The 21,173-nt window shown below is 69.8% G+C and carries 15 protein-coding genes, 1 tRNA gene and 1 pseudogene; 16 read left to right on the top strand and 1 reads right to left on the bottom strand.

Annotation, left to right across the window (positions count from 1 at the left end):
- Positions 1–54: 54 nt before the first annotated feature.
- From ACFYXH_RS29075 to ACFYXH_RS29005, 15 genes and pseudogenes are all read left to right on the top strand, one after another.
- Positions 55–1,101 carry a substrate-binding domain-containing protein gene (locus tag ACFYXH_RS29075; RefSeq protein ID WP_389568904.1) on the top strand — a complete coding sequence of 349 codons (1,047 nt, stop codon included), beginning with the start codon at positions 55–57 and terminating at the stop codon, positions 1,099–1,101.
- Between the two features lie 45 nt (positions 1,102–1,146).
- Positions 1,147–2,421 (top strand): Gfo/Idh/MocA family protein, encoded by a 1,275-nt coding sequence (locus tag ACFYXH_RS29070; protein ID WP_389568902.1) that lies wholly within the window; start codon positions 1,147–1,149, stop codon positions 2,419–2,421.
- An 8-nt stretch (positions 2,422–2,429) separates the two neighbouring features.
- Complete coding sequence (locus ACFYXH_RS29065) at positions 2,430–3,434, top strand: sugar phosphate isomerase/epimerase family protein (protein WP_389568899.1); 1,005 nt, start codon at positions 2,430–2,432, stop codon at positions 3,432–3,434.
- Positions 3,435–3,774: 340 nt separating this feature from the next.
- Complete coding sequence (locus ACFYXH_RS29060) at positions 3,775–7,464, top strand: ThuA domain-containing protein (RefSeq protein WP_389568897.1); 3,690 nt, start codon at positions 3,775–3,777, stop codon at positions 7,462–7,464.
- Between the two features lie 67 nt (positions 7,465–7,531).
- Positions 7,532–8,674, top strand: coding sequence for an inositol-3-phosphate synthase (locus ACFYXH_RS29055; RefSeq protein ID WP_389568893.1), 1,143 nt, complete (start codon positions 7,532–7,534; stop codon positions 8,672–8,674).
- 77 nt (positions 8,675–8,751) lie between these two features.
- A complete protein-coding gene (locus ACFYXH_RS29050; protein WP_389569307.1) occupies positions 8,752–10,149 on the top strand; it encodes a UbiA family prenyltransferase in 1,398 nt (465 codons plus the stop codon).
- The gene (locus ACFYXH_RS29045) at positions 10,146–11,027 is read left to right on the top strand and encodes a sugar phosphate isomerase/epimerase family protein (protein WP_389568890.1); all 882 of its coding nucleotides are present in this window, start codon (positions 10,146–10,148) and stop codon (positions 11,025–11,027) included. Before ACFYXH_RS29050 ends, ACFYXH_RS29045 begins: the two co-directional genes overlap by 4 nt.
- Positions 11,024–11,659, top strand: coding sequence for an EboA domain-containing protein (locus ACFYXH_RS29040; protein WP_389569304.1), 636 nt, complete (start codon positions 11,024–11,026; stop codon positions 11,657–11,659). Before ACFYXH_RS29045 ends, ACFYXH_RS29040 begins: the two co-directional genes overlap by 4 nt.
- Positions 11,659–12,507, top strand: coding sequence for a TatD family hydrolase (locus tag ACFYXH_RS29035; protein WP_389568887.1), 849 nt, complete (start codon positions 11,659–11,661; stop codon positions 12,505–12,507). Before ACFYXH_RS29040 ends, ACFYXH_RS29035 begins: the two co-directional genes overlap by 1 nt.
- A gap of 12 nt (positions 12,508–12,519) precedes the next feature.
- Positions 12,520–13,719 carry a metabolite traffic protein EboE gene (eboE, locus tag ACFYXH_RS29030; protein ID WP_389568884.1) on the top strand — a complete coding sequence of 400 codons (1,200 nt, stop codon included), beginning with the start codon at positions 12,520–12,522 and terminating at the stop codon, positions 13,717–13,719.
- Positions 13,716–15,125 (top strand): alkaline phosphatase family protein, encoded by a 1,410-nt coding sequence (locus ACFYXH_RS29025; protein ID WP_389568881.1) that lies wholly within the window; start codon positions 13,716–13,718, stop codon positions 15,123–15,125. The genes eboE and ACFYXH_RS29025 overlap by 4 nt, the downstream gene beginning before the upstream one ends.
- A gap of 22 nt (positions 15,126–15,147) precedes the next feature.
- On the top strand, positions 15,148–16,188 hold the full coding sequence (locus ACFYXH_RS29020; protein WP_389568878.1) for a sugar phosphate isomerase/epimerase family protein: 1,041 nt from the start codon (positions 15,148–15,150) through the stop codon (positions 16,186–16,188).
- 227 nt (positions 16,189–16,415) lie between these two features.
- Positions 16,416–17,090, top strand: coding sequence for an HAD family acid phosphatase (locus ACFYXH_RS29015; RefSeq protein WP_389568875.1), 675 nt, complete (start codon positions 16,416–16,418; stop codon positions 17,088–17,090).
- Positions 17,091–17,422: 332 nt separating this feature from the next.
- Positions 17,423–17,836 (top strand): annotated as a pseudogene (locus tag ACFYXH_RS29010) (succinate--CoA ligase subunit alpha); the annotation flags it as partial.
- 121 nt (positions 17,837–17,957) lie between these two features.
- Entirely contained in the window at positions 17,958–19,499 is a 1,542-nt protein-coding gene (locus tag ACFYXH_RS29005; protein ID WP_389568874.1) for an aldehyde dehydrogenase family protein, read from the top strand.
- A 4-nt stretch (positions 19,500–19,503) separates the two neighbouring features.
- On the opposite strand, the gene ACFYXH_RS29000 is transcribed toward ACFYXH_RS29005, so the two are convergent.
- The gene (locus ACFYXH_RS29000) at positions 19,504–20,808 is read right to left on the bottom strand and encodes a DUF2254 domain-containing protein (protein WP_389568871.1); all 1,305 of its coding nucleotides are present in this window, start codon (positions 20,806–20,808) and stop codon (positions 19,504–19,506) included.
- A 193-nt stretch (positions 20,809–21,001) separates the two neighbouring features.
- Between ACFYXH_RS29000 and ACFYXH_RS28995 the strand changes: the two genes are divergently transcribed.
- A tRNA-Leu gene (locus ACFYXH_RS28995) sits at positions 21,002–21,089 on the top strand.
- Positions 21,090–21,173 lie beyond the last annotated feature (84 nt).

Below are 21,173 nucleotides of genomic sequence, written 5' to 3'. Positions count from 1 at the left end.
CCCATCTGTCGTACCCCCATCCCTCGCACCGCCCAGCCGAAGGGTTGATCCGTCATGCCAGAAATCCCAGCCACCAGCCGCAGAGGTCTGCTCTTCGGGACCGCCGCGGTCTCCGCCGGCGCGCTGCTGACCGCCTGCACCAGCAACGAGCCCAAGAAGTCGGAAGCGGCGACGAACAATGCGCCGGCCGCCGACGACAAGCCGGGCAAGGCCGTCACCATCGGCTTCGCCGGACCGCAGGCCGACCACGGCTGGCTGAACGCCATCAACGAGAACGCCAAATCCCGGGCGAAGAAGTACTCCGAGGTGACCCTCGAGATCACCGAAGGGTCCAACGACACCGCGGCCCAGATCGGCCAGGTCCAGACGCTGATCAACAAGAAGGTCGACGTCCTGGTGATCCTGCCGGCCGACGGCAAGGCCCTCACCCAGGTCGGTCTGCAGGCCATGAAGGCCGGGATCCCCGTCATCAACCTGGACCGGATCTTCGCCTCGCCGCAGGCGTACCGCTGCTGGATCGGCGGCGACAACTACGGCATGGGACTCAACGCCGGCAATTACATCGGCGAGCAGCTCAAGGACAAGCCCAACGCCAAGGTCATCGAGCTTGCCGGGCTCGACAACCTGGAACTCACCAAGCAGCGCACCCAGGGCTTCGACGACGCGCTGAAGAACTACCCCAACATCAAGAAGGTGGCCCGCCAGGCGGCCGATTTCACCGTCGAGTCCGGCCAGGCGAAGATGGCCCAACTCCTCCAGGCCCAGAAGCAGTTCGACGCGCTGTGGAACCACGACGACGACCAGGGCGTGGGCGCGCTGCGTGCCATCGCGCAGGCCGGCCGCAAGGACTTCCTGATGGTCGGCGGCGCCGGCGCCAAGTCCGCGATGGATGCCATCAAGGCCGACAGCAGCGTGCTGAAGGCCACCGTTCTGTACCCGCCCACGATGGCCGCCTCCGCCGTCGACCTCGCCCGCGCGCTGGGCCAGTCGAAGGGCGTCAGCGGGATGTCCGAACTGGAGATCCCCGCCTCGATCACCCTCTACTCGGCCGTCGTGACCAAGGAGAACGTCGACGAGTACCTGCCCACCGGCTTCAGCTGACCGGCCTGCCCGCCCCCACCGAGCAACCGATGAGGAGGAACCCGTATGGAACAGAGGGACAGTGAGCCCGCTCCGCCGACGCTGGGCGTCGGCATGGTCGGTTACGCGTTCATGGGCGCCGCCCACTCCCAGGGGTGGCGCACCGCGGGACGCGTCTTCGACCTGCCGATGCGGCCGGTCCTCGCCGCGATCGGCGGCCGTGACGCGACAGCCGTGCGGGCCGCGGCCGCCAAGCACGGCTGGGCCGCGGCGGAGACCGACTGGCGCGACCTTGTGACCCGCGACGACGTGCAGCTCGTCGACATCTGCACACCGGGTGACAGCCATGCGGAGATAGCCGTCGCGGCGCTGGAGGCGGGCAAGCACGTCCTGTGCGAGAAGCCGCTCGCCAACTCCGTCGCCGAGGCGGAGTCGATGGTCGCGGCAGCCGAACGAGCCGGGGAGCGCGGTCAGTTGGCCATGGTCGGCTTCAACTACCGACGGGTTCCAGCCATCGCGTACGCCCGGCGGCTGATCGCCGACGGCAGGCTCGGGACGCTGCGGCATGTGCGCTTCACCTATCTGCAGGACTGGCTGGTCGACCCGGACTTCCCGCTCACTTGGCGGCTCGAGCGCGAGCACGCCGGATCGGGGGCGCTCGGTGACCTGGGCGCGCACATCGTGGACCTCGCGCAGTACCTGGCGGGGGAGCCGCTGGTCGGGGTTTCGGCGTTGTCGGAGACCTTCGTACGGGAGAGGCCCCTGCTCGCCGGGGCGGCGGCCGGACTTTCCGCCTCCGGCGGTATCGAAAGGGGGCCGGTCACCGTCGACGACGCGGCGCTGTTCACCGGGCGGCTGGCGTCGGGCGCGCTCGCCTCCTTCGAGGCCACCAGGATGGCCTCGGGCCGCAAGAACGCTCTGCGCCTCGAAATCAACGGTGAGCTGGGGTCGTTGGCGTTCGACCTGGAGCGGCTCAACGAGCTGTCCTTCCACGACCACACCGAGCCCGCCCCCTCGTCCGGCTTCAGGCGGATCCTGGTCACCGAGCCGGAGCATCCGTACCTGGAGGCGTGGTGGCCGCCCGGCCATGCCCTCGGCTACGAGCACACCTTCGCCCACCAGGCGCGCGATCTGGTCGAGGCGATCGCGGCGGGCAGCGACCCCGCGCCGTCGTTCGCCGACGGGCTGCAGGTGCAGCGGGTGCTCGCGGCGGTGGAGGAGAGCGCGGAGAGGAACGCGGTCTACACACCTGTGGAGACGTCCGTACAGACGCCGGCGAAGACAGCCGCGAGGACAGCCGCGAAGGCACCCGTAGAGACGCCCGTACAGGCACAGGCTTAGGAGGTCCGATGCCACGTCCGTTCACACTCTTCACCGGCCAGTGGGCCGATCTGCCGCTGGAGGAGGTCTGCAGGCTCGCCCGCGACTTCGGCTTCGACGGCCTTGAACTGGCCTGCTGGGGCGACCACTTCGAGGTCGACAAGGCGCTCGCGGACCCTTCGTATCTCGACGGGCGGCACGCATTGCTCGACAAGTACGGACTCAAATGCTGGGCGATCTCCAACCATCTGGTCGGCCAGGCGGTCTGCGACAGCATCATCGACGAACGCCACCAGGCGATACTGCCCGCCCGGATCTGGGGCGACGGTGAACCCGAGGGCGTACGTCAGCGGGCCGCGGCCGAGATCAAGGACACCGCACGGGCCGCGGCCGCCTTCGGGGTCCGTACCGTCATCGGCTTCACCGGCTCGTCGATCTGGCATCTGGTGGCGATGTTCCCGCCGGTGCCGGAACGGATGATCGAACGCGGCTACGAGGACTTCGCCGAGCGCTGGAACCCGATCCTCGACGTCTTCGACGCGGAGGGCGTGCGCTTCGCCCACGAAGTGCACCCCAGCGAGATCGCGTACGACTACTGGACCACGAAGCGGGCGCTGGAGGCCGTCGGCAACCGGCCGGCCTTCGGGCTCAACTTCGATCCGAGCCACTTCGTCTGGCAGGACCTGGACCCGGTCGGCTTCCTCTACGACTTCCGGGACCGGATCTACCACGTGGACTGCAAGGAAGCCCGTAAGCGTCTCGACGGCCGCAACGGCCGGCTCGGCTCCCATCTGCCGTGGGGCGATCCGCGGCGCGGCTGGGACTTCGTGTCGGCGGGCCACGGCGACGTCCCGTGGGAGGACGTCTTCCGGATGCTGCGCTCGATCGGCTACGACGGGCCGATCTCGGTCGAGTGGGAGGACGCGGGCATGGACCGGCTGGCAGGCGCCCCGGAAGCGCTTGCCGACCTGAAGCGCTTCGATTTCGATCCGCCCACGGCCTCCTTCGACGCGGCATTCGGAGGCGGCGACTAGCTCATCGGGCCAGCTCCGGGCCCGGTGGCGGATGCGCCGCCGGGCCGGTCCGGCCTGCCTGGATCCGTCTTTGTCCTGCGGTAGGAAAAAGTTGAACTTCCCTTCCGCACAAGGGCTTTCCGTCCCGGACGAACCCGGATACCGTCCATGAGGTGTACAGGACATAGGTGGTCCCCGGTGTGACGGCGCACTCCGGATTCCACGGCAGTCAGCCCGGTGCGCGGTGCAGGACGAGCACCGCCCCGAGAGCACGGAACCATGCGCTCCACCCCCAGCCCGCACGGCGATTGAGGGCAGAACACCGCCCCGCCCGTTCGACCGGCCACTCCGGAGGACATTCGTGCACAGGAAAAGGCTCAGAGCCCGCAAGGCGCTCGCACTCCTCACCGGCAGTCTTCTCGCCGCCACCTCGCTCGCCCTCACCGCGCCGCAGATCGCGGCCGCAGCCGACCCCGAACCGGCCGCGGCCGCAGAGGAATTCCAGCAGGTCACTCTCGCCAAGGGCGGTGAGGAGACCGGTGAGCCGATGTCCCTGGCCGTACTGCCCGACCGCAGCGTGCTGCACACCTCACGCAACGGCGAGCTGCGGATGACCGACAGCGCCGGCAACACCCGCGTCGTCGGCACCATCCCCGTCTACTCGCACGACGAGGAAGGTCTCCAGGGCGTCGGCCTGGACCCCAAGTTCAGCGAGAACCGCTTCATCTACCTCTACTACGCACCGCCACTGAACACCCCCGCGGGCGACGCCCCCAACACGGGCACACCTGCGGACTTCGCGAAGTTCGACGGCGTCAACCGTCTCTCGCGCTTCGTCCTGAAGGCCGACGGCACCCTCGACAACGCCAGCGAGAAGAAGGTCATCGACATCCCGGCGACCCGCGGCATCTGCTGCCACGTCGGCGGCGACATCGACTTCGACGCGCAGGGAAATCTGTATCTGTCGACCGGTGACGACTCCAACCCCTTCGCCTCCGACGGATACACACCGATCGACGAGACGCCCGGGCGCAACCCGGCCTACGACGCCCGCCGCACCTCCGGCAACACCAACGACCTGCGCGGCAAGCTTCTGCGGATCAAGGTCAACGACGACGCGTCGTACTCCATCCCCGACGGCAACCTCTTCGCGCCCGGGACCGACAAGACCCGGCCCGAGATCTACGCCATGGGTTTCCGCAACCCCTTCCGGTTCAGCGTCGACAAGAAGACCGGCATCGTCTACATCGGTGACTACGGGCCCGACGCGGGAGCGGCCGACCCCAAGCGCGGCCCGGCCGGACAGGTCGAGTTCGCGCGGGTCACGAAGCCGGGCAACTTCGGCTGGCCGTTCTGCACCGGCAAGAACGACCCGTACGTCGACTACGACTTCGCTACCAAGACATCCGGAACGACCTTCAACTGCGCGGCTCCCAAGAACGAGTCGCCGTACAACACCGGCCTCGTCGATCTGCCCCCCGCGCAGCCGGCCTGGATTCCGTACGACGGCGGTTCCGTGCCCGAGTTCGGCACCGGCTCCGAGTCCCCGATGGGCGGACCCGTCTACCGTTACGACGCCGCCTCGACCTCCCCGGTGAAGTTCCCGGAGGCGTACGACGGCGACTTCTTCGCCGGTGAGTTCGGCCGGCGCTGGATCAAGCGCATCGAACAGGGCGAGGACGGCGCGGTCCAGTCCATCAACCCCGTCCCGTGGACCGGCACCCAGATCATGGACATGGCCTTCGGCCCGGACGGCGCGCTGTACGTACTCGACTACGGCACCGCCTGGTTCGGCGGCGACGAGAACTCCGGGCTCTACCGGATCGAGAACGCCACCGGCGGACGCTCCCCGGTCGCCGAGGCCGCCGCGAACAAGACCTCCGGCAAGGCGCCGCTCAAGGTCGCCTTCTCCTCGGCCGGCACCAGCGACGGCGACGGCGACGCCCTCACCTATGCCTGGGACTTCGGCGACGGCGGCACATCCACCGAGGCCAACCCCACGTACACGTACAAGAAGAACGGCACCTACACGGCGACCGTCACCGCCAAGGACCCCAGCGGGCGCACCGGCTCCGCCAGTGTCCATGTGGTCGTCGGCAACACAGCTCCCAAGGTGACCCTGCAACTCCCGGCAGAAGGGGCCCTGTTCAGCTTCGGCGACGAGATCCCGTTCAAGGTCACGGTCTCCGACCCGGAGGACGGGACGATCGACTGCGCCAAGGTGAAGGTGACCTACGTCCTCGGCCATGACAGCCACGGCCACCCCATCACCTCGGCCAATGGCTGCACCGGCACCATCAAGACCTCCGCCGACGGCGGGCACGACGCAGACGCCAATATCTTCGGAGTCTTCGACGCCGAGTACACCGACGGCGGTGGCGGCGGCCAGGCCGCGCTCACCAGCCACGACCAGGCGCAGCTGCAGCCGCGCCACCGGCAGGCCGAGCACTACAACAACTCCTTGGGCATCAAGATCTACGACAAGGCGAGCGCCCACGGAGGCAAGACGGTCGGCGACATCAACAACAACGACTGGATCTCCTTCAAGCCGTACAACCTGACCGGGTCCACCAAGCTCACCGCCCGGATCTCCTCCGGCGGCACCGGCGGCTTCCTCGAGGTGCGCACCGGATCGGCGAACGGTCAGATCCTCGGCTCCGCGCCCGTGCCCGTCACCGGCAGCTGGGACACCTTCCAGGACATCGACATACCCCTGCGGGCCGTACCGAAGACGACCACCGAGCTGTTCCTGGTCTTCAAGGGCGGCGACGGAGCCCTCTACGACGTGGACGATTTCGAGCTCTCCAACAGCGCACCGGACCGGACCGCCAAGCGCGTCCTGGTCTTCTCCAAGACCGCCGGCTTCCGTCACGACTCCATCCCGGCCGGTATCGCCGCGCTGAAGGAGCTCGGCAAGTCGAGCAACATAGCGGTCGACGCCACCGAGGAGGCGGCCCAGTTCACCACCAGCAACCTCGCCCGTTTCGACGCCGTCGTATTCCTCTCCACCACCGGTGACGTGCTGGGCGCCGACCAGCAGAAGGCGTTCGAGAACTACGTCTCCACCGGCGGCGGCTATATGGGCGTGCACGCCGCGGCCGACACCGAGTACGACTGGGCCTTCTACGGCGGGCTCGTCGGCGCCTACTTCGCCTCCCACCCACAGATCCAGCCCGCCACCGTACGCGTCGAGGACCACACCCATCCGTCGACCGCGCACCTGGACGACGCCTGGGAGCGCACCGACGAGTGGTACAACTACCGCACCAATCCGCGTACGCAGGCTCGCGTGCTGGCAACCCTGGACGAGACCAGCTACCAGGGCGGCACCATGAAGGGCGACCACCCGATCGCCTGGTGCCAGAGCTACCAGGGCGGCCGCGCCTTCTACACCGGCGGCGGCCACACCAAGGAGTCGTACGCCGAACCGGCCTTCCGCACGCACCTGCTGGGCGGACTGCGCTACGCGGCAGGACAGGTCAAGGCCGACTGCAAGCCGAAGACGGGATACCGGCCGATCTTCAACGGCAGGACACTGGACGGCTGGAAGCAGGCCGGGCCCGGGAAGTTCAATGTCGTCGACGGCGAACTGCGCTCCGAGGGCGGCATGGGCATGCTCTGGTACCAGGCCAAGGAACTGAAGTCGTACTCGCTGAGGCTCGACTGGAAGATGGCGGGCGACGACAACTCCGGTGTCTTCGTGGGCTTCCCGGCCTCCGACGATCCCTGGTCGGCGGTGAACAACGGGTACGAGGTGCAGATCGACGCCACCGACGCGGCTGATCGCACCACCGGCGCCGTCTACGGCTTCAAGTCCGCCGACCTCAAGGCCCGCGACCGCGTCCTGCGGCCACCCGGCCAGTGGAACAGCTACGAGATCCGGGTTCAGGGTGAACGCCTGCAGATCTTCCTCAACGGCGTGAAGATCAACGACTTCACCAACACCGACCCGGTGCGCAGCCTGAAGGACGGCTACATCGGCATCCAGAACCACGGAGCCGACGATCAGGTGTCCTTCCGCGACATCCAACTCAGGGAGCTGCCCTCCTAGGCGCGTCCCGTCAGACGGCGGCGGGCGGGGAGGCGCCGTACCCCCCGCCCGCCGTCCACCACACCGAATGGCAGGGAGGCAGCCCGTGTCCGCTGAAAGAAGTGGCCGTGTCGGAGTCTGGTTCGTCGGAGCACGAGGTTCCGTCGCCACCACCGCAGTGGCAGGATGCGCGGCGGTCACCGCCGGGCTGCACCCGCCGACCGGGATGGTGACCGAAACCCCGCCCTTCGCCGGCTCCGGGCTGCCCCCTCTGTCGTCGCTCGTCTTCGGCGGACACGACACCGCCCACTGTCCGCTGCCCAAGCGGGCCGAGGAACTGACCGAGGCGGGCGTGCTGCCGCACGGTCTCGCGGCGGCGGTGCGCGGTGAACTGACCGCAGCCGACGAGGAGATACGAGCGGGCGGGCCGCAGTCGTCCGGCGACACCAGGACCGACGAGGAACTCATCGGCGCCTTCACCGCGGACCTGTCCGACTTCCGGGAGCGGCAGCGGCTGGCCCGGGTCGTCGTCGTCAATGCCTCCTCCACCGAACCGCAGCCCGCGCCGGACGCGGTACGGCTGATGCCCAGCTCCCTGTACGCGGCCGCGGCGCTCCGGGCCGGCTGCCCCTACGTCAACTTCACCCCCTCCACCGGGCTGCGCACCGTGGCCCTCACCGACGCCGTCGCGGCAAGTGCACTTCCCCACGCGGGCCGCGACGGCAAGACAGGCCAGACGCTGCTCCGCTCCGTGCTCGCCCCCATGTTTGTGCAACGCGCTCTGTCCGTACGGGCATGGTCGGGTACGAACCTGCTGGGCGGCGGGGACGGAGCGGCGCTGGCCGACCCGGGCGCGGCGGCCGCGAAGAACGCCGGCAAGGAGCGCGTACTCTCCGACACGCTGGGCCACACCCCGGAGGGCGAGGTCCATATCGACGACGTACCGGCGCTCGGCGACTGGAAGACCGCGTGGGACCACATCGCCTTCGATGGGTTCCTGGGCTCACGGATGATCCTCCAGACCATCTGGCAGGGCTGCGACTCGGCGCTCGCGGCCCCGCTGGTTCTGGACCTGGCGAGGCTGGTGGCCCGCGCCCATGAGGCGGGCATCTCGGGTCCGCTCCCCGAACTGGGCTTCTACTTCAAGGACCCGGACGGCGGCCCGGCGGGCCTTTCCGAACAGTTCGGGGCCCTGCTGGCCTTCGCCGACCGGCTGCGGGAGGCCCGGTGACGGGGTTCCTCTCGATGCGCCTCTCGCGCGGGAGCCTCTCGCGCGAGAGGCGCCTCTCGGTCGGCGGGTCCGGCGTCATGCGGGCCTGGGCGGAACTGCTGCGCGTCTCCGCGCTGTTCACGGTCCCCGGTGACGCGCTGGCCGGCGCGGCCACCCTCGGCATCCGTCCCAACCGCGGTACGGCGCTCGCGGTGGGAGCCTCGTTGTGCCTCTACGAGGCGGGCATGGCCCTCAACGACTGGGCGGACCGCGAAGAGGACGCGGTGGACCGCCCGCACCGTCCCATCCCCTCGGGCCGCATCACCCCGGCGGCCGCGCTCACGGCGGCCGGCGCGCTGACGGCGGCGGGCCTGGCCCTGGCGTCCCGCGCGGGCCGCCCTGCCTTGGCGGTGGCGACAGCGTTGTCAGCGACGGTGTGGTCGTACGACCTGCACTTCAAGCACACGGCGGGCGGCCCGGCGGCGATGGCTGCGGCGCGGGGGCTGGACCTGGTGCTGGGGGCGGTAGCGACGGGTACGGTGCCGCGGGGCGCGGGCGGGCGCGGTGTCTCCGGCGGGGTGGGGAAGAGCGCCCTGCCGGGCGGGTGTTTGTCGTTGCTTGCGAAGCGCGGGCTGGGCGGGGGTGCAGGAGCAGCCGGCGCGCCCGGCGTGAGCGCGGGTTGGCCACCGCCCGGGGAGGCGCGGCGGCCCGGCGTGCCGGCCGCATGGAGTGCGGCCTCAGGCCCGCCGGGTGCCGGAACGGCAGCCCTGGCCCTGGTGCTTGGCACTGGACCCGCAGGACCGGACCGGGTGATTGCCGCAGGACAAGAGCGGTTGACCGACCGTGCTGTATCGCGCCGGACCCATGCCGGCGCCGATGCGCGTGGTGCGAGTGGTGCGGCGCTCGGCGCGCTGCCGTCCGCCGCCGTGCTCGCGGCGCACACCTACGCCGTCACCGCCGTATCGCGCCACGAGGCACAGGGCGGCTCAACGGCCGTACCCCTCACCGCACTTGCTGCAACCCTGGGGCTCGGCGCCCTCGTGTCCCGCGTCCAGCGAGTCTCAGTCTTCGCGCCGCGAAGTGCGCGCGCCGGGCAGCGGGGCCTGCCCCCGCTGCCCATCCCGGCCCCGGGGTCCGGGGGCCTGCCCCCCACGCGGCGGAGCCGCATATCGATACAGCGGGGAAGCGGCGGGTCCGGGGAAAACACCCCGCAGCCACCGCGGCCCCCCGCACCTATGGACCACCTCACCCCCGCCCGCGTCCTGGCCACCGCCCTCGCCGCCACATACATCCGCACCGCCGCAAAACCCCTCCTCCACGCCGCCCTCAACCCCTCCCCACCGCTCACCCAGCGTGCCGTCGGCGGCGGCATCCGGGCCATGATCCCGCTCCAGGCCGCCCTCGCCGCCCGCACCGGCGCCGGGGCCACCGCCCTCGCTGTCATGGGACTCGTACCGCTCGCCCGCAAGCTCGCACGGAAGGTGAGCCCGACATGAGCCCCGACACCAGCCACACCAACCTGCGCCTCGGCTACGGCACCAACGGTCTCACCGACCTCCGCCTCGACGACGCCCTCGCGCTCCTCGCCGACCTCGGATACGACGGCGTCGGACTGACCCTCGACCATATGCACCTCGACCCGCTCGCCCCCGAACTCGCCGCCCGCACCCGCCACGTAGCCAAGAGACTCGGCGAGCTGGGCCTCGGCGTCACCATCGAGACCGGTGCTCGCTATGTCCTCGACCCCCGCCGCAAACACGGGCCTTCGCTCCTCGACCCAGACCCCGACGGCCGCGCCGCCCGCACCGACCTGCTGATCACCGCCGTGCGGGTCGCCGCCGACCTCGGCGCCCACGCCGTGCACTGCTTCAGCGGCATCACCCCTGCGGACACCCTCACCGACACCGCATGGAAGCGGCTCGAAGGGTCTCTCACCCCCGTCCTCGACGCCGCCACCGACGCCGGCATCCCCCTCGCCGTCGAGCCCGAGCCCGGTCACCTCCTCGCCACGCTCGCCGACTTCCACCACCTCCGCGGTCTCCTCGGCGACCCGGAGCCCCTCGGGCTCACCCTCGACATCGGCCACTGCCAGTGCCTGGAACCCGACGCGCCCGCCGACTGCGTCCGCAATGCCGCGCCCTGGCTACGGCATGTCCAGATCGAGGACATGCGCCGCGGCGTCCATGAACACCTTCCCTTCGGAGACGGGGAGATCGACTTCCCGCCTGTCCTGGAAGCCCTCGCCGCCACCGGCTACCAAGGCCTCACCGTCGTCGAACTGCCCCGCCACTCCCACGCGGGCCCCGAACTCGCCCGTGAATCGATCGAGTTCCTCCGCTCACAGGTTCCGCCGAAGGGAGTACCGGCATGGTGACGCCGTCCCGCAAGGAACTCGAGGCACAGCTCGACGAACAGCTCGACGGAGCCGCCCGCGCCTGGCTCGCCGACGCACTCGCCGAGGCCGCCCACGCCGCCCGGACGCCACCGGTCGCCCCCTCCCCGTATGCCGCACACACCTGGGAGCTCAGGTTCGCCGCCGCCGGCCGGCACTGCGGTCAGAACCGGGCCGACTCCATACGCACCCTGCTCCTCATCGAGGCCCGCGCGGACCTGGACACCCTCACCCGCCTCTACCGGCAGGGCACCGCCGCCGAGCGCCGCGCTGTGCTCCTCGCCCTGCACCATCTGGTCGTGGGCCCCGAAGTCCTGCCGCTCGTCGAGGACGCCCTGCGCACCAACGACACCCGGCTCGTGGCCGCGGCCGTCGGCCCGTACGCCGCCGCTCACCTCGATCCGCACTCCTGGCGGCACGCCGTCCTCAAGTGCCTGTTCACCGGCGTGCCCGTCGCCAACGTCGCCGGCCTGCACAGACGCGCCGCAGGCGACGGCGAACTGGCCAGGATGCTCGCCGACTACGCCGCCGAGCGCACCGCCGCCGGCCGCGACGTGCCCCCCGACCTCAATCGCGTGCTGACCCTGACCGGCGAGCAGTCCGAGGAGTCCTGATGCGCATCTTCGACCCCCACATCCATATGACCTCCCGCACCACCGACGACTACCAGGCGATGTACGCCGCCGGTGTCCGCGCCCTCGTCGAACCGTCCTTCTGGCTCGGCCAGCCCCGCACCTCGCCCGCCAGCTTCTTCGACTACTTCGACGCCCTGCTCGGCTGGGAGCCCTTCCGCGCCGCCCAGTACGGCATAGCCCACCACTGCACGCTCGCCCTCAACCCCAAAGAAGCCAACGACCCCCGCTGCGCACCTGTACTCGACGCGCTGCCCCGCTATCTCGTCAAGGACTCCGTCGTCGCCGTCGGTGAGATCGGCTACGACTCCATGACGCCGGCCGAGGACACCGCGCTGGCCGCCCAGCTCCAGCTCGCCGCCGATCACGGACTGCCCGCCCTCGTCCACACTCCGCACCGGGACAAGCTCTCCGGACTGCACCGCACCGTCGACGTCATCCGCGAATCGAACCTGCCCGCGGAACGCGTGCTGCTCGACCACCTCAATGAGACGACCGTAAAGCACGCCACTGACAGCGGCTGCTGGCTCGGCTTCTCCATCTACCCCGACACCAAGATGGACGAGGACCGGATGGTCGCGCTCCTCAAGGCGTACGGAACCGAGAAGGTCCTGGTCAACTCGGCCGCGGACTGGGGCAAGAGCGATCCCCTCAAGACCCGCAAGGTCGGCGACGCGATGCTCGCCGCCGGTTTCACCGACGACGACGTCGACCAGGTTCTGTGGCGCAACCCCGTCGCCTTCTACGGCCTCAGCGGCCGCCTCCAGCTCGACATCCCGGATCCTGAGTCCCTCCACGAGGGCAACTCCATACTCCGCGGCGGGGAATGAGGAGACAGACGTATGCGCTTCCGCCATCCCGACGGCGCCACCGTCCACCTCTCCTACTGCACCAACGTCCACCCCGCCGAGACCCTCGACGGCGTACTCGCCCAGCTCCGCGACCACTGCGAGCCGGTACGCAAACGACTCGGCCGCGACCGCCTAGGCATCGGCCTCTGGCTCGCCAGGGACGCCGCCCATGCCCTGATCACCGACCCGGCCGCGCTGCGCGGCCTGCGCGCCGAACTCGACCGCCGCGGCCTCGAGGTCGTCACCCTCAACGGCTTCCCGTACGAGGGATTCGGTGCCGAAGAGGTCAAGTACCGCGTCTACAAGCCGGACTGGACCGACCCCGAACGTCTCGCCCACACCACCGACCTGGCCCGTCTCCTCGCCGCCCTCCTCCCCGACGACATCACCGATGGCACCATCTCCACCCTCCCGCTCGCCTGGCGCGCCCCTTTCGACGACACGGCAGCCGGGGCAGCCCACACCGCCCTGACCACTCTCGCCGAACGCCTCGACGCCCTCGAGGAACTCACCGGCAAGTCGATTCGCATCGGTCTGGAGCCCGAGCCCGGCTGCATCGTCGAGACAACCGCGGACGCGATACCTCCCCTCAGCGCGATCGCATCGCACCGCATCGGCATCTGCATCGACACCTGCCATCTCGCCACCTCCTTCGAAGATCCGCAGGCTGCCCTGGCGGCGCTCACCGCGGCGGGTATCACCATCCCCAAGGCGCAGCTGTCCGCCGCGCTCCACGCCGAAGAACCACACCTCCCCGAAGTGCGGGCGGCGTTGGCCGCCTTCGCCGAACCCCGCTTTCTGCATCAGACCCGCACCCTTCCCCGAGCTGTCCGAGCAGGGGAGACCCCATCCGCGGGCGGTCTGCGCGGCACCGACGATCTCGACGAAGCCCTCGCCGGCACGGCGCTGCCCGACGACGCCCCCTGGCGTGCCCACTTCCACGTCCCCCTGCACGCCCCGCCCGCCCCGCCCCTCACCTCCACCCTCTCCGTACTCCAGGACACGCTGAACCGGCTCGTCGGCGGCCCTGACCCGCTCACCCGACACCTCGAGGTCGAGACCTACACCTGGCAGGCCCTCCCGCCCGAGCTGCGCCCCCGCAACCGCACCCAGCTCGCCGACGGCATCGCCGCCGAACTCACCCTCGCCCGCGACCTGCTGGTCGACCTCGGCCTCAAGGAGCTGCCATGACCGACGCCGCCCACCCCACTCCCACCCCTCTCCTTGTCCTGGACGTCGTCGGCCTCACCCCCCAGCTCCTCGACCACATGCCGCACCTCAAGTCCCTTGCCCAGTCCGGCTCCCAGGCCCCCCTCACCACCGTCCTCCCTGCCGTGACCTGCGCCGCCCAGTCCACCTTCCTCACCGGCGCCCTCCCCGCCGAGCACGGCATCGTCGCCAACGGCTGGTACTTCCGCGACCTCGGCGACGTCCTGCTCTGGCGACAGCACAACGGCCTCGTCTCCGGCGACAAGATCTGGGACGCCGCCCGCCGCGCACACCCCGGCTACACCGTCGCCAACATCTGTTGGTGGTACGCCATGGGCGCGGACACCGACTTCACCGTCACCCCCCGTCCCGTCTACTACGCCGACGGCCGCAAGGAACCCGACTGCTACACCCGGCCCCCCGACCTGCACGACGAACTCACCGAGAAGCTCGGCACCTTCCCCCTGTTCCACTTCTGGGGCCCGGGCGCCGACATCGTCTCCAGCCAGTGGATCGTCGACGCGACCCGCCACATCATGCGCAGCCGACACCCCGACCTGACCCTGTGCTACCTCCCGCATCTCGACTACGACCTGCAGCGCTACGGCCCCGACGACCCCCGCTCGTACCAGGCAGCCGCCGACCTCGACGCCGTCATCGCCCCGCTGCTGGGCGACGCCAGACAGGAAGGCCGCACGGTCGTCGCCCTGTCCGAGTACGGCATCACCCGCGTCAGCCGCCCCGTCGACATCAACCGCGCCCTGCGCCGCGCCGGTCTTCTCGAAGTCCACACCCAGGACGGCATGGAGTACCTCGACCCGATGGCCTCCCGCGCCTTCGCCGTCGCCGACCACCAGCTCGCCCACATCTACATCCGCCACCCCGAAGACATCGACGCCACCCGCGCGGCACTCACCGACCTGCCCGGCATCGAGCAACTCCTCGACGACGAGGGCAAGAAGAGCCACGGCCTCGACCACCCGCGTTCCGGCGAACTCGTCGCCATCGCGGAGGCCGACGCCTGGTTCACGTACTACTACTGGCTCGACGACGACCGGGCCCCCGACTTCGCCCAGCTCGTCGAGATCCACCGCAAACCCGGCTACGACCCGGTCGAGCTCTTCATGGACCCTCTCGACCCGTACGTACGCCTCAAGGCGGCCAAGGCGATCGCCCGCAAGAAACTCGGCATGCGCTACCGCCTCGCGGTCGTACCCCTGGACCCCTCACCTATTCGCGGCAGCCACGGCCGCCTGCCCACGAGCGACGACGAAGGTCCGCTCATCCTCTGCTCCACCCCCCGCGCTGTCAGCGGCCGCGTCGCGGCCACCGATGTGAAGTCCCTGCTGCTTCAACTCGCTGGACTCCACTCAAGCAGACACCACTGACAATCCGATCCCGGGAGATCCCATGAGCCGCACAAGCAAGGCCAACGACCCCGAACTCGCCCACAAGCTCAGCAGACGCGGCATGCTCGGCGTCGCCGCCGGCGCGACCGCCGCCGCCATCGTCGGCGCCGCTGCAGGCCCTGCCTCGGCAGCCGCGCCGAGTGCCGCCGCCCCCGGCAGGGGCCGCCCCGTCCTGCCCCCCGGCCGCCTCGGCACCCAGCTCTACTCCCTGCGCGACAAGGTTTCCAGCCTCGGCTTCGCGAAGGTCTTCGCCGAGCTGGAGCGCTACGGCTACGACGAGATCGAGTACGCCGGCTACACCCAGGGCACCGGCCCCATCACTCTCGCCCAGCTGAAGCAGCTCGCCCGTGACCACGGGCTGCGCGGCATCGGCAGTCACGTCGGCTACTACTCCAGCGACCCGAACGCCTACACCTTCGCCCAGAACCTCGACAAGGTCCTCGACGACGCCCAGGCGCTCGGCCTGCCGCACATCGGCACCGCATCGGGACCCTTCCGCTACGGCTCCACCGTCGATGCCTGGAAGCGGGCCGCCGAGGAGTTCAACACCTATGGAGCCGCCGCCAAGAAGCGCGGTCTGAAGTTCTACCAGCACAACCACGCCGAGGAGTTCTCCTTCGCCACCGACCAGCCGAACGTCCGCCTCTACGACGTGTTGCTCGCCGAGACCGACCCCGATCTGGTCTACCTCGAAATGGACATCTACTGGGCGTTCGTGGGTCAGTTCCGCTTCGGCAAGCGCGTTGACGGCACCCCCGCCCCCTTCGACCCTCTGCGCTATGTCCTCAAGCAGCCCCACCGCTACCCGCTTTTCCACGTCAAGGACGGCACGCACGACGAGTCCGCCCGCGACGGCTACCGGATGGTGGATGTCGGGGACGGAGACATCGACTACAAGCGCTTCATCTCCGCGGTGAACAAGACCCACGGCGGCTACCGCGACCACCACTGGCAGACCGAACACGACAACCCGGTCGAGTCCTTCGCGTTCGCCCGCAAGTCCAGTGAGCACCTCCACTCGCTGCGCGAGAAGGGCTGCTGAGGGTTCGTACGGCAACGCATCGGGTTCGCGCGGCGCCGCTTCCGGTCCGCGCGGTACCGCTTCCAGTCCGCGCGGCGCCGATCCCGCGTCGGCGCGTGAATCCTGCTACCGGCCAGTAGAGGGAACGTAAGGTTCCGTCCATCATGGGACGCGAACATGCCAATGCCCTCCGTCCGTACGGGACGGAGGGCTTCCCCTGAGCTGTTCCGAGACGCAGGAGACCCCCCATGCATGCAGGCAAGTGGAGAATCCGGTCGGTGGCCGCCGCCGCCGCGCTGGCGTTCACCATGGCCGCCCCGGTCGCAGCGGCCGCGGACTCGACCGGGGCGGACCGCCCGGCGACCCCGGCCGCCGCCACCGCCGCCGCGCCGCTGCAGTTCGGCCACGCCAGTACGCTGCTCGCCGACGTCGACTACGGGACCTGGCAGCGTGATGTCGCCGCCGTCGTCGCCGTTGCTCGCCCCTACGTCGAGCAGCGCACCACGAACACCTCCGGTGCGAAGCAGGCGATCGTCCTCGACATCGACAACACGTCGCTCGAGACCGACTTCCACCCCTTCTGGGAGTACCCGACACCTGCGGTCAAGCCGGTCCTCGAACTGGCGCGTTACGCGAAGTCCCGCGGTGTGGACATCTTCTTCGTCACTGCCCGCCCCGGCATCATCCACTCGCTCACCGATTACAACCTGAAGAAGGTCGGGTACCCGGTCGACGGCCTGTACGTACGGGATCTGCCTGACCTCTTCGACGAGGTCAGCGCGTACAAGACGGGCAAGCGGGCCGCGATCGAGGCAAAGGGTTACACGATCATCGCCAACATCGGCAACAACACGACCGATCTCGTGGGCGGCCACGCCGAGAAGACGTTCAAGCTGCCCGACTACAACGGCGACCTGTCGTAGCCGTCGGCACAACCGGGCACAACAGCGGGGGGCGTCACGACCGTGACCGGTTGTGGCGGCCCCCCCGTCGCAAACGCCACCGAGATCGCGGCAGCCGCCTCGCTCCCGCCCGAAACCTTCCAGACGTATGCCGCCGAGCGCGGGCTCCCCCCGGCGGTGCCGCGCGAGCGGTGGCGGGCGAGCGCGATCCGCCGGTTCGGCGTAGCCCTCGTCGACGGACTCCTGACGCGGGCCCGGGTCGTGCTGCGGGCCCAGCGGCGGTTGCTCAACTGGCTGTACATCTCGGACGCGGCGCAGACCGAGTTCGCCTCACTGGTAGCGATCGTCGCGCACTCACGTATCAACTCATGCACGAGCTGCGAGAGACAGGCTTCTCGTCCGCGGTCGGCATCGGAGGCGACCCCGTCATCGGCACCGGCCACATCGACTGCTTCGCCGGCTTCGAACAGGACCCGGACACCGAGCTCATGGTGCTCAGCGGGGAGATCGGAGGTGACGCCGAGGAGCGCGCCGCGGCGTACATCGCCGACCACACCACCAAGCCCGTCGTCGGCTGCATCGCGGGCTTCACCGCCCCGGAGGGCAAGACGATGGGCCACGCCGACGCCATCGTCTCGGGCTCCTCCGGCACCGCGCAGGCCAAGAAACTGGCCCTCGAAGCGGCAGTTTTACGGGTCGGCACGACGCCCACCGAGACTGCGAGGCTCGTCCACGACCGGATCGCGACGACACGCGACATCACGTGACGTCACCCACAATTGACACCGCGTGCGCTGCCACGCCGGCCCACGCTCACTACCGTCCAGTACGAGACATGAGCCATCGCACCTCCCGCCCCGACTGTGCACCGAGAGCGGAGACCTTCTCATGGCACCCACCCTCACCCTCAAACCCGGCACCGCATGGGCCGACGCCTGGCAGCGCTGCCTGGCCGTCGCCCCCGAGTCCTTCCGTGACGACCGCGTACTGAACCTCTGGGCCGCCCAGTGGCAGGCCGACGGCCGCGCCCTGCCCGCCACCAGCCCGGTCGACGGCAGCCCCATCGCGGGACCGCCGCGCCTGGACGCGGCAACCGCCCGGCAGGCGGTACGCGCTTCGCTCGACCAGCACCGGGCCTGGCGCCACGTTCCTCTGAGCGAGCGCAGGGCCCGCGTCGCCGCCGCCCTCGACGCCCTCACCGAACACCGCGAACTGCTCGCCCTGCTCCTGGTCTGGGAGATCGGCAAGCCGTGGCGGCTCGCCCAGGCCGACGTCGACCGTGCGATCGACGGAGTGCGCTGGTACGTCGACGGTGCCGAGTCCATGCTCGAAAGCCGTACGCCTCTGCCCGGCCCGGTCTCCAACATCGCCAGCTGGAACTACCCGATGTCCGTCCTGGTCCATGCGATGCTCGCGCAGGCCCTGGCCGGGAACGCGGTGATCGCGAAGACCCCGACCGACGGCGGTGTCGCCTGCCTCACCCTGGCCTCCGCGCTCGCCGCCCGTGAAGGCATCCCGATCACCCTGGTCAGCGGCAGCGGCGGCGAGCTCTCCGAGGCCCTGGTCCGCTCCCCGGAGATCGGCTGCGTCTCCTTCGTCGGCGGCCGCGACACCGGAGCCCGTATCGCCACCGCCGTGGCCGACCTCGGCAAACGCCACATCCTGGAACAGGAGGGCCTGAACACCTGGGGCATCTGGAACCACAGCGACTGGGACGCACTCACCGCGATGATCCCCAAGCTCTTCGACTACGGCAAACAGCGGTGCACGGCGTATCCGCGCTTCGTGGTCCAGCGCGAGCTGTTCGCCGACTTCCTGGCTGCCTACCTGCCCGCCGTACGTTCCATCCGTACGGGCCACCCGCTGGCGGTCGAGCACCCGGACGACTCTCTGCCCACCCTGGACTTCGGCCCCCTGATCAACGCGGCGAAGGCCAAGGAACTGGTCGATCAGGTCGCCGAGGCGATCGACCGCGGGGCCGTCCCGCTCCACCGGGGCACCCTGGCGGAAGGCCGTTTCCTGCCCGGCCAGGACACATCCGCCTACCTCCCGCCGGTCACGCTCCTGGGCCCGCCGCCGTCCTCGCCACTGCACCACGCGGAACCGTTCGGCCCGGTCGACACGATCGTCCTGGTCGACACGGAGGCGGAGCTGCTCGCCGCGATGAACGCCTCCAACGGCGCGCTGGTCGCGACGCTGTCGACCGACGACCCGGCGACGTACGAGCGACTGGCCCCGCAGATCCGCGCGTTCAAGGTCGGCCACGGAAAGCCGCGCTCGCGCGGTGACCGCGACGAGCTGTTCGGCGGCTTCGGGGCGTCCTGGCGGGGCGCCTTCGTCGGCGGTGATCTCCTGATCCGGGCCGTGACCGACGGCCCGGCGGGAGAGCGTCTGCCGGGCAACTTCCCCGACTACCACCTGATGGCGTGACCGCCTAGCCGATGCCCTGGCGGTCGGGCTCCAGCGCGAACGCGCGCTCGGCCGCCTCGGGCACCGTGCGCTCCACGGCCTGAACCAGGAGCGTGCGGTGCCTGAGCAGCGGCTCTCTCCGCTCCTCCGGCGCGAGCAGCAGGAGATCGTCGATCCCGGCCACCAGCCGCCGGGTCACCTGCGGTTGCCCCGGCGCGTACAGCCGCACCTCCGTCAGCCCCAGATCCACCAGATCGGTCCACCCGGGCACGTCCTGCACCAGACGCACCTCGCCCTGCCGGTCCCGGTGCTGCACCACCCCGAGCGGCATCGTCACCACCGCCGCCAGAAACTGCACGATCCGGTCCAGACACTGCACGGCGGTCGTCGGATCATTCACGGCGGGCGACAGCGCGCGCAGCGCGATGTCCGACAACTGCCGCAGCCCGAACCCGAGATCCTGGTGAAAGGAGCGTTCCACCCCCACGGACACCGTGTACCTCAAGGCCCGCCGCGACGGCCGACCCTCCCCGTGCACAGCCAGCACCGGCGTCCCGGGCACCACGTAATCCCCGATCCGCGGAATCAGCCTCAGTACGACGCCGTGCCGCTTGGCCGCCCGTACCAGCCGCGCGACATTCACATCCAGCAGCACACCGGCCCGCCCGTGATGAGCGACCCACGCCGTCTCGGCAGGGAGCGGCGCCAGCTCCTGGCCACCGGCCGGCTGCCTGCCCAGCATCTGGAAGGACTCCCGGGCGATGTGGTCGACGACCGGCCCGACCTGCATCAGCCGCAGCATGGCGCTCACGTACACGATGAAGAGCAGCAGACTCAGCCCGACCAACACCATGGTCAGCAGACTCTGCACCAGCGGCACCGAGGTGACCAGCTTGGGATCGGTCTCGCTCTCGTACGAGGTCAGCACCAGCAGCGAGAACAGAAAGGTCGCCAGGAACACCGTGAGCGTCAGCTTGCTGATCCGGCTCCTGACGAAGATCCTCACCACCCGCGGGGTGAGCTGGCCACTCGCCATCTGCACGGCGACCAGCGAGATGCTGAAGACGACACCGATGAAGGTCATCATCGCGGCGCTGACCGTCGTCACGATGGTCTTGGAGTCGTCGGCGATCGCGATGAGATCGCTGATCGCCTTGTATGCCTGCTCTCGCTGCAGATACGCGATGATCTCCGTATCCAGCGCGGAGGCCCCCACCCACAGCGCGAAGGCACACAGCAGCCCGGCGGTGGGCGCGAACCAGAAGGTGTCCCGCAGATGCTCGCGCAGCAGCGAGAGCGCGCGGGGCGGTCGATAACGGCGATCACTCACGCACGCGAAGGTATGTCCTGCACTGTGCGTATGCGTGCTGAAACAGACCGTGAGCAGGGCGCCGAGAGGTCGTCGAGATCGTCGCGAACGAGTGAGCGGCACCCCACTGACCACCGGATATACAGGTGAGAGGCACCTCGAAGCCCTGGTATTGTTGTCCATGTCGCCGCGGGAAACCGGGGCTGACCACCTAGTCCGGGTGGCGGAATGGCAGACGCGCTAGCTTGAGGTGCTAGTGCCCTTTATCGGGCGTGGGGGTTCAAGTCCCCCCTCGGACACCAATCAATGCGGGATATGCGGATCGTGACTCACTCGTCACGATCCGCTTCTGCGTTGTGGGCGACGGTCGGCTGTGGCGGGCTCCC

The sequence above is a fragment of the Streptomyces sp. NPDC002730 genome, assembly GCF_042888805.1.
GTDB lineage: Bacteria > Actinomycetota > Actinomycetes > Streptomycetales > Streptomycetaceae > Streptomyces.
This window is presented reverse-complemented; position numbering and strand designations above follow the sequence as displayed.

What these genes read in the sequence shown, in the direction of transcription:
- ACFYXH_RS29075 (WP_389568904.1), top strand. Translation starts at nt 55, where the DNA reads ATGCCAGAAATCCCAGCCACCAGCCGCAGAGGTCTGCTCTTCGGGACC.
- ACFYXH_RS29070 (WP_389568902.1), top strand. Translation starts at nt 1,147, where the DNA reads ATGGAACAGAGGGACAGTGAGCCCGCTCCGCCGACGCTGGGCGTCGGC.
- ACFYXH_RS29065 (WP_389568899.1), top strand. Translation starts at nt 2,430, where the DNA reads ATGCCACGTCCGTTCACACTCTTCACCGGCCAGTGGGCCGATCTGCCG.
- ACFYXH_RS29055 (WP_389568893.1), top strand. Translation starts at nt 7,532, where the DNA reads ATGGCAGGGAGGCAGCCCGTGTCCGCTGAAAGAAGTGGCCGTGTCGGA.
- ACFYXH_RS29050 (WP_389569307.1), top strand. Translation starts at nt 8,752, where the DNA reads ATGCGGGCCTGGGCGGAACTGCTGCGCGTCTCCGCGCTGTTCACGGTC.
- ACFYXH_RS29045 (WP_389568890.1), top strand. Translation starts at nt 10,146, where the DNA reads ATGAGCCCCGACACCAGCCACACCAACCTGCGCCTCGGCTACGGCACC.
- ACFYXH_RS29035 (WP_389568887.1), top strand. Translation starts at nt 11,659, where the DNA reads ATGCGCATCTTCGACCCCCACATCCATATGACCTCCCGCACCACCGAC.
- eboE (WP_389568884.1), top strand. Translation starts at nt 12,520, where the DNA reads ATGCGCTTCCGCCATCCCGACGGCGCCACCGTCCACCTCTCCTACTGC.
- ACFYXH_RS29025 (WP_389568881.1), top strand. Translation starts at nt 13,716, where the DNA reads ATGACCGACGCCGCCCACCCCACTCCCACCCCTCTCCTTGTCCTGGAC.
- ACFYXH_RS29020 (WP_389568878.1), top strand. Translation starts at nt 15,148, where the DNA reads ATGAGCCGCACAAGCAAGGCCAACGACCCCGAACTCGCCCACAAGCTC.
- ACFYXH_RS29015 (WP_389568875.1), top strand. Translation starts at nt 16,416, where the DNA reads ATGCATGCAGGCAAGTGGAGAATCCGGTCGGTGGCCGCCGCCGCCGCG.
- ACFYXH_RS29005 (WP_389568874.1), top strand. Translation starts at nt 17,958, where the DNA reads ATGGCACCCACCCTCACCCTCAAACCCGGCACCGCATGGGCCGACGCC.